Genomic DNA, 11,906 nt, shown 5'->3' with positions numbered 1-11,906 from the left:
TCCAGTGCGCTGCGTCGTTCAAGGCTCGCGCACGTCGGCAATCACGTTCTGGCCAAAGTCGGCGCGGTCCAGCCAGCCCAGCACCTTGGCAGCAGCTTCTTCCGGGCTGCTGAGTTTGCCGCCTTCATGCAGGCCCTTGAAGTTGCCTACATCGGGGAAGGCGCCCGCATCGGCACTGCGCAGCTGCACCTGCATGTCGGTATCGATCACGCCGGGTGCGAGCGAGACGATCTTGGCGCCATGGGGCTTGTGGGCTTCTTCCAGCGCCACGCAGCGCGCATAGGCATCCATGCCGGCCTTGGCGGTGCAGTAGGCAGCCTGCGATGCCATCGGGCGGCGACCCAGGCCGGAGGACACATTCAGCACTTTCCTGGGCACGGTCCAGCTGCCGGTGGCGCCCAGGAACACGCCAGTCAGCGCCATCGGTGCCTCCAGCCCTACGCGCAGTGCATTGCGCAGATCGGGCGTGGCCAGGTCCGACAGCGGTGCGATCTGCGGAATCACGCCAGCGTTGTTGATCAGCGTGATGCTGGCCCAGTCGGTGGCCTTCAGGCTGCGCAGCCAGTCGCCCAGGCGCTGTGCTGCGGCATCGGTGTCGCCCAGGTCCTGCTCCCACTGGATGAGCTGGTCAGGCTTTGGAGCGGCAGCGGCCAGCGCGCTGGAGCTGCTGCGCGCGATGCTCAGCACGGTATGGCCCTTGGCCAGAAGTTGCCGGCCCATGGCCAGGCCCATGCCGCGCGATCCGCCGGTCAGGATGGTGAGGTGTTTGGTGGTCATAACCGGCTATCGTAACGGCAGTTGGGCCTGGGCGTTACGGCGTTTTTCCCGGATGCCTGCACAGGCGTGGCGGCTTGGTTAGGATCAGCAGCTTTGGAACGACAGACAAAGGAAGCACAGCATGAACCAATCCAAAGTAGCCATCGTGATCGCCGGTGGATCCGGCATGGGCGCAGCGGCAGCACGCCAGTTGCACCAGGCCGGCTATGCGCTGGGCATTTTGTCGTCTTCGGGCAAAGGCGAGGCGCTGGCCCAGGAGCTGGGCGGTGTGGGTGTGACCGGCTCCAACCAGAATGTGGCCGACATGCAAAAGCTGGTGGATGCGGTGATGGCGCGCTACGGCCGCATCGATGTGCTGGTCAATGGCGCCGGCCACGGCCCCAAGGGCGATCTGCTGTCGATCAGCGATGAGGACTGGATCAAGGGCCTGGAGGTGTACTTTCTGAACGTGGTGCGCGCCACGCGCCTGGTCGCACCCATCATGCAAAAGCAGGGCGGCGGCGCGATCATCAATATCTCGTCGGCCTGGGCGTTCGAGCCGGCAGCGCTGTTCCCGACCTCGGCCATGGCGCGTTCAGGCCTGGCGGCCTTCACGAAGATCTTCTGCGATGAATACGGCCAGCACAATATCCGCATGAACAATGTGCTGCCTGGCTGGATCGACAGCCTGCCCAAGAAGGACGAGCGCCAGGCGGCCGTGCCGCTGCAGCGCTACGGCAAGGCCGATGAGATTGGCGCCACCGTGGCCTTTCTGGCCTCCGACGGTGCGGCCTACATCACCGGCCAGAACATCCGCGTCGATGGCGGCCTGATGCGCCACGTCTAAGACGGCCAGGCCGTTCCAGCCCGGCCTTCAGAAATCTGCCGCCAGCCGGCAGTCCAGCCATTGGCCGGTCACCGGGTGGGCAAAGCCCAGCTGCTGCGCCTGCAGCAGCAGGCGCGGTGCCATGGCCTGCACCGCTGCGCTGGCATACAGGCCGTCGCCCAGCATCGCATGGCCGATGGCCTGCATATGCAGGCGCAGCTGGTGTGTGCGGCCGGTCAGTGGCTCCAGCCAGAGGCGGGTGCAGCCGGCGGGAATGGTTGGCAGCGCGGCTGCCTCGTCTGCGGTCATCGCCCGCCACCAGGTCTGGCTGGGCTTGCCAATCTCCCAATCGACACGCTGCAAGGGGCGGCGCTCCCAGTCGGTGATCAGCGGCAGGTCCACCAGGCTCCAGGCGTGGCCATCCTGCGGCATCGCGGCATGTAGCGCATGGCCGGGTGCCAGAGGCTGTGCAGCAGGGCTGCCGCAGACGACGGCCGCATAGCGCTTGCGTACCGTGCGGGCCGCAAAGGCATCACCCAGCGCACGCTGCACGGCCAGGCTGCGCGCCATCACCACCAGGCCCGAGGTGGGCTGGTCCAGCCGGTGCACCACCAGCGCATCGGGCCACTGCCGCTGGGCACGTGCGCTCAGGCAGTCCTGCTTGTCTTCTCCGCGGCCAGGCACGCACAACAGGCCCGATGGCTTGTTCAGCACCAGCAGGTGCTCGTCGATGTAATCGGGAATCAGCATGGCAACAGCGCAAAAAGGCGGCGGAGAAATGCGCAGGATTTTACGTGCTGCAGCCTAGGTGACAGCGCGCCGTGCACGTGGCGAGCGGCTGCCTGTACTGTATGCCTCGTCATAAGCAGCAGGCATTTGCTCATGCAGCCCGCGCGCAGTGCGGGTTGCTACGATGCCCTTTGCCGCGCACAAGCGCTATAAAAACGGATGCATGCCGGTGGTGCCATGCGCAGCATCGCCTGCGTGCCGCCACTGGCCATATCACAAGGAGACCCAATGCTAGGCCTGATGCAAAAGCAGCAACTGCTGACCTCCAACCTGCTGGAGTTTGCGGAGCGTTACCACCGCGATACCGAAATCGTCTCCCGCCGTGTCGAAGGTGACATCCACCGCTACACCTATGCCGACTTTGCGCAGCGCTCGCGGCAGCTGGCCCAGACCCTGGATGGCATGGGCCTGGCCGCAGGCACGCGCGTGGCGAGCCTGGCCTGGAATGGCTACCGCCATATGGAGCTGTACTACGGCGTGGGCGGCTCGGGCCGGGTCATCCATACCTTGAACCCCCGCCTGCATCCTGACCAGGTGGTCTGGATCGTCAACCATGCCGAGGACGAGGTGCTGTGCTTTGACAGCTGCTTCCTGCCGATCGTGCAGGCCATCCACGAGCGCTGCCCCACGGTGCGCCAATGGGTGGCGCTGTGCGATGCCGACAAGTTACCCGCCGATGCCGGCATTCCGGGCCTGGTCGCCTACGAAGCCTGGATTGCCAGCGCCGATGGCGCCTACCAGTGGCCCGAGTTTGACGAAAACACCGCCTGCGGCATGTGCTACACCAGCGGCACCACCGGCAACCCCAAGGCCGTGCTGTACTCGCACCGCAGCACCGTATTGCACGCCTATGGCGCCTCGCTGCCCGATGTGATGGATATTTCCTCGCGCGATGTGGTGCTGCCCGTCGTGCCGATGTTCCACGTCAACGCCTGGGGCCTGCCGTTCTCCGGGCCGCTCAATGGCGCCAAGCTGGTGTTTCCCGGCCCGGCGCTGGATGGTCCCTCGGTGTACGCGCTGATGGAGGCGGAGAAGGTGACGTTTGCCGCCGGCGTGCCCACTGTCTGGCAGATGCTGCTGAGCCATGTGCAAAGCCAGGGCCTGCGCTTTGGCAGCCTGCAGCGCACCATCATTGGCGGTTCGGCCTGCCCGCCGGCAATGATCAAGACCTTCCAGGACGACTATGGCGTGACGGTCCTGCATGCCTGGGGGATGACCGAGCTCAGCCCGCTGGGAACCGTCTGCACCTTGAAGCACAAGCACCTGGCGCTGCCGGCCGACACCCAGGCGCAGCTGCTGGCCAAGCAGGGCCGGGTCATCTTTGGTGTGGACATGCGGATTGTGGGCGACGATGGCCAGGACCAGCCCTGGGACGGCAAGACCTATGGCGACCTGCTGGTGCGCGGCCCCTGGGTGGTGGCAAACTACTACCGCAGCGAGGGCGCGTCGCCGCTGGTGACCGATGCGCAGGGCCGCGACTGGTTCCCCACCGGTGACGTGGCCACCATCGATGCCGATGGCTTCATGCAGATCACCGACCGCAGCAAGGACGTGATCAAGTCCGGCGGTGAATGGATCAGCTCCATCGACATCGAGAACATTGCGATGGCCCACCCGGCAGTCGCCATGGCCGCCTGCGTGGGCATGCCCCACCCCAAGTGGGACGAGCGGCCAGTGGTGTTTGTCGCGCTCAAGAAGGATGCCGCCGTCAGCGAAGCAGACTTGTTGGCTTTCTACCAGGGAAAAATGGCCAAATGGCAGATTCCCGATGCGGTGGTGTTTGTCGATGCGATCCCGCTGGGCGCCACCGGCAAGATGCTCAAGACCCGGCTGCGCGAGCAGTTCAAGGACTATGCGCTGCCGGCCTGAGGGCCTCCATTTGATCCATTTCTTCAGGCATACCAGGAGGCCTTTGCATGACCCGCAAGATTGGGCAATTATTTGATTTGACCGGCAAGACGGCACTGATCACCGGCGGCTCGCGTGGCCTGGGGCTGCAGCTGGCCCATGCGCTGGGCGAGGCCGGCGCCAAGGTGGTGCTGAGCAGCCGTAAGGCCCACGAGCTGGAGGCGGCCGTGGCCGAACTCGGTGGCGCCGGTATCGATGCGCGCTGGGTGGCGGCCGACTGTGCGGTGGACAGCGAGATCGAGCGCCTGGCGCAAGAGGTGCTGGAGCGCGTCGGTGATGTGGACATTCTGGTCAACAACGCCGGTGCCAGCTGGGGCGCGCCGGCCGAAGACCATCCCGCTGCCGCCTGGGACAAGGTGATGAACCTGAATGTGCGCGGCTATTTTTTGCTGTCGCAGCAGCTGGCCAAGCGCAGCATGATCCCGCGCCGCCAGGGCGCCATCATCAACCTGGCCTCGATTGCCGGGCTGGGTGGCAACCCGGCAGCGATGAAGACCATTGCCTACAACACCAGCAAGGGCGCCGTGATCAACTTCACCCGGGCGCTGGCGGCCGAATGGGGGCACTACGGCATCCGCGTCAATGCGCTGGCGCCGGGCTTTTTCCGCACCAAGATGGCCACTGGCCTGATCGACCAGATCGGCGAGGATGCGATGACTGCCGGCGTGCCGCTGGGGCGCCTGGGCGGGGATGATGATTTGAAGGGTGCTGCCGTGCTGCTGGCCAGCGACGCCGGCAAACACATCACCGGCCAGTGCCTGGCTGTCGATGGCGGGGTCAGCATCGTCACCGCTGGCTGATTCAGGCTGGCTGGCCGGGTAGATTGACGGGCTGCCTGCAAAAGGCAGCCCGCCTTCGCTGGATCAGCTGTGGTCCGTCTGCGCCAGGTAGAACCACTCGCGGTTCACGGCGGCATCGGCCTGCGGGAAGATCACGCAGCCATCGAACGGCGCCAGAATCTGGCTGCCATCGGCGCGCGTGGCCAGCAGGTCGCCCTTGCGGAATGGGTCAAAGTTCTGCCAGTCCTGTTGCATGCGGTCGTCGGCGCTTTGGCGCATGAACACCTGCCGCATATGGTGGGTGGTGTACTGGGCAACGGGCTCAACGGTCACATCGGCCATCTCCAGCAGGTTCAGCACGCCGGCGATGCAGCGGTCGGCGACCTCGATGGCCTGCGGCTCTTCGTGCGAGCCCGATTCCACGGTGATCGCATAGCCGCCCCGGCTGCGCATGAACTCATTGGTGCCGATGCCATGCTCGGGGCGAAGCGCGCCGCCGCTCGCTTTCACGGCTTGCTCATAGACCTCCAGCCAGCCTTGCACGATGACCGGCAGGCCCACGGCCTTGGCAAAGGCTTCTTCTTCCTGCTGGCGGGCAAAGGGCTCGAGGCTGCCCGTGTTGTTGAGCGGCCCGGTCATCGCAAAGGGCTGGCCGTCGCCGCTGTACGAGTGCAGGTCGAGCAGTGCGTCATGGCTCTCGAGCAACGGAGCCAGCGCATTGACCATGTGGTCTTCAAAGTTCTGCGGCTCGGCCTGCGGCACAAAGTTGCGGTTGAGGTTGCGGTCGCCTTCGCGCTCGTTCTTGATGAAGGCCTTGGGATTGGCGACGGGCACCATCGTCAGCCGCCCGCGCTTGAGGCGCACCTGGCCCGATTCAAAGCGCTCGATCCAGCGGTGGATCGCATGCGTGCCGCTTTGCTCATTGCCATGCACGGCGCCAAAGATCAGCAGGGACGGGCCCGGCACAGCCGATGCCCAGCCGTAGCTGCGCAACGCGGCAGGCTGACCGGCAGAGGGGCTGTGGTCCAGTTGGGGGATGTGGAAGCGAGAGACAGTCATTGCAGTTTTCCGGTGTGATGGCATGCCAGCCCGGGCCACTGCATCACAAGCCTTGCATCCCGCCGGGGACTGTCGCACCAGAGCAGGGCGCAAGGTTTATACCCACAACCGTGGGGCAGGGGGCGGCGTGTGCCATTGGCACCTGCTCGCAGGTGCCAGCAGCCATCCTACCGCATCAAGGGCTGCAGGCGGCCGGTTCTGCTATCAATTTTGATAAACATGGCAACTGTTACCTCGTCAGCCCGGTGCCCCAGGCAGCAAAAAAGAGAAAGGCTGCCGAAGCAGCCTCTGCATGTGGCGTGGGCTACTCGGCCCCCCCCCCGCTTATGCGGCGCGGGTGAACACCAGATCCCAGACACCATGGCCCAGACGCAGTCCGCGGTTCTCGAACTTCGTCAGCGGGCGGTATTCCGGCTGCGGCGCGTAGCCGTCGGCGGTGTTCTTCAGGTCGGGGTTGGCCGACAGCACCTCGAGCATCTGCTCGGCATAGGGCTGCCAGTCGGTCGCGCAGTGGATATAGCCACCGGGCTTCAAGTGGGCCACCAGCTGGGCCACAAAGGGCGACTGGATCAGGCGGCGCTTGTTGTGCTTTTTCTTGTGCCAGGGATCGGGGAAGAACACATGGATGCCGTCCAGCGAGCCTGGCTGCAGCATGTTCTCCAGCACTTCCACCGCGTCGTGCTGGAAGATGCGGATATTGGTGATGTCCTGCTCGCCAATGCGCTTGAGCAGCGCGCCCACACCCGGCTCATGCACTTCGCAGCACAGGAAATTGTCTTCCGGGCGAACGCGGGCAATGTGCGCCGTGGCCTCGCCCATGCCAAAGCCGATTTCCAGAATCACCTTGGCCTGGCGGCCAAAGGCGGCTTCGGCGTTGAAAGCCTCACCGGTGTAGGGCAGCACATAGCGGGTGCCCAAGGTCTCAAAGGCCTTGGCCTGGCCGGTCGTGGTGCGGCCCGCACGGCGCACATAGGAGCGGATGGTCTTGGGATGGGCGACATCCGCAGGCGCATGGCCGGGGGCACTGCTGGCATCGCGTGCGTTGGTAATGATGGGCTCGGGCACGGGGCCGGCAGCAGGCGTCGAAGAAGATTGCATGGTCATGGAGGTGCCGCTCAGCACAAGCGGCAGGGTGGCGCTTGCCCGGCAAGGGGCGCTCGGCCGCGTCAAAAAAGGGGCTATTGTAGATTTTTCCAGTCTGCAATGGCAAAACGGTGGGCAATCGGTGTGCGTGCAGCTGGCCTGGTGACTGCCATCTCGCTGCCTATAATGCCTTTTTCACAAAGTGAAGTCTGTCGTGATTGCAGGTCTGTATGCGACAGGAAACTCGGGTGGCGGCTCGCGGCTCGCGGCTTGCGCCAGGCGGCGTGGCTCGCCCCATGGGTTCCGGTAAGGGCCTGCCAGTTGCGCCAGCATCCGGAGCAGCATGGACATTCTTTCGTCGTTGGAGCCGATCGTGCGCGAGCTTATCGCGCCGGCGGCCGCGCATACCGATAGCCAGGCGGTCTACCCGCGCCAGGCGCTGCAGGCCTTGGGCAGCCAGGGGCTGCTGGGCCTGATCAGCGCCGCTGATGTGGGCGGCATGGGCGCAGGCCTGCCCGAAGCGGTACAGGTGGTGGAGCGCATTGCCCAGGACTGCCCCTGCACGGCCATGGTGCTGACCATGCACTACTGCGGCGTGGCGCTGATCGAGCCCTTTGCTGCCGAAGACACCCGGCGCGCCATTGCGCAGGGCCGCCACATCACCACGTTGGCGGTGTCGGAGACCGGCTCGCGCAGCCATATCTGGGCGCCAACGGGTACTGCCGCAGCGCAGGGCCCGAGCGCGGTGCTGCTCAATGCCCACAAAAGCATGATCACCTCGGCCGGGGAGGCCGATTCCTATGTCTGGATCTCGCGGGCCAGCACCGGCGAGGGCAATACGCTGTGGCTGGTGGACAGCCGCCTGCCCGGGCTGCAGATCCCCGCGCGCTTTGATGGCATGGGGCTGCGCGGCAATGCCTCGTCTCCGATCATCGCCCAGGATGTGGCCGTGCCGCTGTCCTGCCGTTTGGGCGAGGATGGCCAGGGCGAGGACGTCAAGGCCCGCTACCTGATGCCGTATTTTCCGACCTTGATCGCAACCACGTCGGTTGGCCTGATGCAAGGCGTGCTGCGCCGCGCGCTGCAGCATGTGGCCCACACCCGCTTTGCCGAAAACGGCAGCGGCCTGGCCGACCTGCCCACCATCCGCGCCTACCTGGCCAAGGCCCAGCTCAAGGCCGATCAGGCCCGCCTGCTGCGCGATGACGCCGTGCAGGCGGTGCTGGCCGGGCGCCCCGATGCCAAGACCCGGCTGCTGCAATGCAAGGCCGCTGCGGCCGAGGCGGCGCTGGAGGTGAGCGATACCGCCATGCGTGTCTGCGGTGGCGCCGCCTTCCGCAAGGACCTGGGCATTGAGCGGCTGTTCCGCGATGCCCGCGCTGCCTCGGTGATGGACCCCACCACCGATGTGATCTATGACCTGCTGGGCAAGGCGCTGTGTGAGGCCGCCGCCTGAGCCCTTTGTGTTCCACCTACCTGAGAAGGCATCCATGACCGCTTCCTACACCACCCTCCAACTCGGCGCTGTGGCCTATGCGCCCAAGGTCATCACGATCTGGGAAGGCTTCAAGGCCCACTTCATCGAGCAGGGCCTGTACTTTGACTATGTGCTGTATTCCAACTACGAGTCGCTGACCGAGGCACTGATCGACGGCCGTGTGCAGCTGGCCTGGAACTCGCCGCTGGCCTTTGTGCGTGCCGAGCTGATGGCCCGGGCCGCCGGCCAGCAGGTGCGGTCCATCGCAATGCGCGACACCGACATGGATGTGCAGTCGCTGCTGGTGGTGCGCGCAGACAGCCCGGCCCAGACCCTGGCTGACCTGCGCGGCCAGACCCTGGGCTTTGGCGCGATAGATTCGCCCCAGGCCACCTTGATTCCACTGGACCACCTGCGCCAACAGGGCATGCTAGCCGGCCGGGATTTTCAGGCGCGCCGTTTTGATGTGCTGGGCGGCAAGCATGGTGACCATATCGGTGGCGAGCGCCTGGCGGCCAAGGCCATGGTGGCGGGAGACATTGCGGCGTCGTGGATGGTGGCCAAGAACTACCTGGCCTTTGCCGCCGAAGGCACCTTGCCGGCAGGCGCCACGCGCGTACTCGACACCTCGCAGCCTTTTGACCACTGCAATATGACGGCGGGCCCCAGCATCAGCGCCGCCGATGCGGCGCGCTTTACCGAGATCCTGCTGGCCATGTCCTGGGACGACCCGCTGATCCGCCCGTTGCTGGAGTTGGAAGGCCTCAAGGTCTGGCACCCTGGCCGTGCTTCGGGCTATGCGCCTTTGTCCCGTGCGGTGCGCGATGAGCGCTTCTATGATGACGCGGGCCGCATTCTGGCGGCGGACTACCGGTATTGACGCCCATGGAAAAACCGTCCGCACCGTCCAGCAGCGCTGGCAGCGAACGCCAGGCCGACCCCGCCAGCCTGCCGCTGGTGGATTTGGGCCGGCTGGGCTTTGATGCCGGTGCGCACCTGCTGGTCAAGCACGGCCTGGCCGCCGTCGCCGTGGGCGAGTCCATCCGGGTCAGCGGCCAGGCGCCGGGCTGGCAGGCGCAGTTGGCGGCCTGGTGCCAGGCCCAGGGCCATGCGCTGCAAACGCCGCCGGGCTGGCTGCGGCAGCCGGCCTTGCTGGTGCTGCGCGGCAACGCGCAAGCCGGCCGGTGGCGCCATGCTGCGGTGGCAGGCCACAGCGATGCCAGCCAACCCGGTGCGGTCGCCGCACAGGCCAACCCGGCCTGGGGCTTGGCGGCGCGCGGCGCAGCGGTGGAGGCCGGGGCGCCGGCCTTTGCCTTTCGCCTGCAGGAGAAGGCCGAGTTCTGGACCGACCAGGCCGGGGACCTGTATGCCCAGGCCGTGGCTGCACAGTGGAATGCCGACACCGATATCGACTGGGCGCATGCGCCCGAGCCCCCGGCAGTGATCGAGGACGCGATCGTGCAGGTGATGACCTATATGGTCGAGAACGAGAATGCGGCGCTGATCGTGCCGGCGCGCTTCTTGGGCGAGCTGCATCCGCATTACCGCGAGTTGCAGGCGGCGCTGGCGATCCAGGTGGCCGATGAGGCCCGCCATATCGATGTGTTCACCCGCCGCATTCGCCGCCATGGGCGTGAACCGGCGCTCTCCACCGCAGGCGGCCAGGCATCGCTGCAAAGCTTGCTTGCGGAAAAGGATTTTTCAGTGGCGGGCTTTTTGCTGTCGGTGCTGGGTGAGGGCAGCTTTGTCAACCTGCTGCAGTTCTTGCAGACCTATGCGCCCGATCCGCTGACCCGCCAGATCTGTCGCCTGGCCGCCCGCGATGAGGCGCGCCATGTGGCGCTGGGCATGTCGCACCTGCTGCACCGCCTGAAGCTCGAGCCGGATTTTCGCCACCGGCTGGCCCAGGCGGTGGAAGCACGCCATGATGCCCTGGCCGGGACATCGGGCTTGAACGAAGAGGTGTTCGATGCGCTGATCCTGGTGGGCGCCGGGGCCTTGTCCGCCGATGCGCTGGCGCTGGGCAGCCAGCGCGTGCAGCAGCTGATGCAGGACATGGCCGATGGCCGCTACACCAAGCTGGTGCGGCTGGGCTTTGAGCGCGGCCATGCGCAGGAGCTGGCCTCCTTGCACACGCGCAATTTCATGTAGGGGGCAGGTGGCGGCGCGCCCATTGCGCCGTCCAGCCGGCCAGCGCATCGGGGATGCTGCTGGCCTGGCCCGCCTCGAGCCCCAGGTGCTGGGCCGACTGGCGCAGCACGGCGATGCGCTGCTCGGCGCTGTCCACCACGACGGCTGGCGCGCCGTATTGTTTGGAGAGTTTTTCACCATCGGCCTGCAGTACCAGCGGCGTGTGCATATAGCGCGGCGCAGGCAGGCCCAGCGCGCGCTGCAGCAACAGCTGGCGCGGCGTGTTGTCGGCCAGGTCGGCGCCGCGCACCACATCGCTGATGCCTTGCGTGGCGTCATCGACCACCACGGCCAGCTGGTAGGCCCAAAGGCCATCGGCGCGCTGCACCAGAAAATCGCCGACGCTGGCAGCCACATCCTGCTGCAGCGGGCCCAGCCAGCGGTCTTGCCACAGCAGCTGCTGGTCGCTGTGCAGTACCGGGTGTTCGAGCGTCGGCAACAGGTCGTCTTCGGCCGCTACGGCGCTGGCATGCTGCTGGTAGCGCTGCGCATGGAAGCGCCAGCTGCGGCCGGTCTTGCCATGCAGGCCATCGCGGCAGGTGCCCGCGTACGGGCGCTCGCCGTGGCGCTCATGCACATGGCCCTGCGCGGCGAGCGCGGCATCCATGTCACGGCGGGTGCAGGCGCAGGGGTAGGCCCAGCCGGCTGCCTGCAGCTGCGCCAGTGCGGCGGCATAAAGGCCATGGCGGGCGGATTGCCATTGCGGCGGCGCATCGGGAACCAGCTGCAGCGCATGGAGCTGGCGCAATATTTCCCGGTCCATGCCCGGCGGGCAGCGGGGCGGGTCGATGTCTTCTATCCGCAGCAACCAGGTGCCGCCATGGGCGCGGGCATCGAGCCAGGACGCCAGGGCCGCCACCAAGGAGCCCGCATGCAGCGGCCCGGTGGGCGAGGGGGCAAAACGGCCGGTATAAACGCGTGAGCTCATGGGACAGCAAGTGTAATGCCGCTGGCCAGCGCGAAAAGCCGTTGCCCGGTATCGGCAACGGCTCAGGATGGAGAACGGAAAAGCGCCCGGCAGGCTGCCGGGCGCGCTGCG

The 11,906-nt window shown here is 66.3% G+C and carries 12 protein-coding genes; 7 read left to right on the top strand and 5 right to left on the bottom strand.

Annotation, left to right across the window (positions count from 1 at the left end; all coding sequences use genetic code 11):
- Positions 1 to 18: 18 nt before the first annotated feature.
- Positions 19 to 777 carry an SDR family NAD(P)-dependent oxidoreductase gene (locus tag ACCQ08_RS15210; protein ID WP_373450274.1) on the bottom strand — a complete coding sequence of 253 codons (759 nt, stop codon included), beginning with the start codon at positions 775 to 777 and terminating at the stop codon, positions 19 to 21.
- A gap of 121 nt (positions 778 to 898) precedes the next feature.
- On the opposite strand from ACCQ08_RS15210, the gene ACCQ08_RS15205 reads away from it, so the two are divergent.
- Positions 899 to 1,603, top strand: coding sequence for an SDR family oxidoreductase (locus ACCQ08_RS15205; RefSeq protein ID WP_312457672.1), 705 nt, complete (start codon positions 899 to 901; stop codon positions 1,601 to 1,603).
- A 27-nt stretch (positions 1,604 to 1,630) separates the two neighbouring features.
- Here the strand turns inward: ACCQ08_RS15205 and ACCQ08_RS15200 are convergent, their stop codons facing one another.
- Complete coding sequence (locus ACCQ08_RS15200; protein ID WP_312457687.1) at positions 1,631 to 2,332, bottom strand: pseudouridine synthase; 702 nt, start codon at positions 2,330 to 2,332, stop codon at positions 1,631 to 1,633.
- Positions 2,333 to 2,599: 267 nt separating this feature from the next.
- On the opposite strand from ACCQ08_RS15200, the gene ACCQ08_RS15195 reads away from it, so the two are divergent.
- Positions 2,600 to 4,240, top strand: coding sequence for a 3-(methylthio)propionyl-CoA ligase (locus ACCQ08_RS15195; RefSeq protein WP_373450273.1), 1,641 nt, complete (start codon positions 2,600 to 2,602; stop codon positions 4,238 to 4,240).
- Positions 4,241 to 4,287: 47 nt separating this feature from the next.
- A complete protein-coding gene (locus ACCQ08_RS15190; protein ID WP_312457707.1) occupies positions 4,288 to 5,079 on the top strand; it encodes an SDR family oxidoreductase in 792 nt (263 codons plus the stop codon).
- 63 nt (positions 5,080 to 5,142) lie between these two features.
- Here the strand turns inward: ACCQ08_RS15190 and ACCQ08_RS15185 are convergent, their stop codons facing one another.
- Positions 5,143 to 6,117: a succinylglutamate desuccinylase/aspartoacylase family protein gene (locus tag ACCQ08_RS15185; RefSeq protein ID WP_373450272.1), complete on the bottom strand. Its 975-nt coding sequence runs from the start codon at positions 6,115 to 6,117 to the stop codon at positions 5,143 to 5,145.
- Between the two features lie 324 nt (positions 6,118 to 6,441).
- Positions 6,442 to 7,215: a tRNA (guanosine(46)-N7)-methyltransferase TrmB gene (gene trmB / locus ACCQ08_RS15180; RefSeq protein ID WP_373450271.1), complete on the bottom strand. Its 774-nt coding sequence runs from the start codon at positions 7,213 to 7,215 to the stop codon at positions 6,442 to 6,444.
- Here trmB and ACCQ08_RS15175 point away from each other — a divergent pair.
- From ACCQ08_RS15175 to ACCQ08_RS15160, 4 genes are all read left to right on the top strand, one after another.
- Positions 7,214 to 7,366, top strand: coding sequence for a hypothetical protein (locus tag ACCQ08_RS15175; protein ID WP_373450270.1), 153 nt, complete (start codon positions 7,214 to 7,216; stop codon positions 7,364 to 7,366). The genes trmB and ACCQ08_RS15175 overlap by 2 nt on opposite strands.
- Before the next feature lie 177 nt (positions 7,367 to 7,543).
- The gene (locus tag ACCQ08_RS15170) at positions 7,544 to 8,656 is read left to right on the top strand and encodes an acyl-CoA dehydrogenase family protein (RefSeq protein ID WP_373450269.1); all 1,113 of its coding nucleotides are present in this window, start codon (positions 7,544 to 7,546) and stop codon (positions 8,654 to 8,656) included.
- Between the two features lie 34 nt (positions 8,657 to 8,690).
- Positions 8,691 to 9,557 carry a phosphate/phosphite/phosphonate ABC transporter substrate-binding protein gene (locus ACCQ08_RS15165; protein ID WP_239811910.1) on the top strand — a complete coding sequence of 289 codons (867 nt, stop codon included), beginning with the start codon at positions 8,691 to 8,693 and terminating at the stop codon, positions 9,555 to 9,557.
- Between the two features lie 5 nt (positions 9,558 to 9,562).
- Positions 9,563 to 10,828 carry a ferritin-like domain-containing protein gene (locus ACCQ08_RS15160; protein WP_312457759.1) on the top strand — a complete coding sequence of 422 codons (1,266 nt, stop codon included), beginning with the start codon at positions 9,563 to 9,565 and terminating at the stop codon, positions 10,826 to 10,828.
- Here the strand turns inward: ACCQ08_RS15160 and gluQRS are convergent.
- Positions 10,821 to 11,795 (bottom strand): tRNA glutamyl-Q(34) synthetase GluQRS, encoded by a 975-nt coding sequence (gluQRS, locus tag ACCQ08_RS15155; protein WP_373450268.1) that lies wholly within the window; start codon positions 11,793 to 11,795, stop codon positions 10,821 to 10,823. The genes ACCQ08_RS15160 and gluQRS overlap by 8 nt on opposite strands.
- Positions 11,796 to 11,906 lie beyond the last annotated feature (111 nt).

The organism is Comamonas sp. SY3 (genome assembly GCF_041730275.1).
In the GTDB taxonomy this organism is placed as follows: domain Bacteria; phylum Pseudomonadota; class Gammaproteobacteria; order Burkholderiales; family Burkholderiaceae_C; genus Comamonas; species Comamonas sediminis.
The sequence above is the reverse complement of the archived record's forward strand: the minus strand, read 5'-3'. Positions and strand labels throughout refer to the sequence as shown.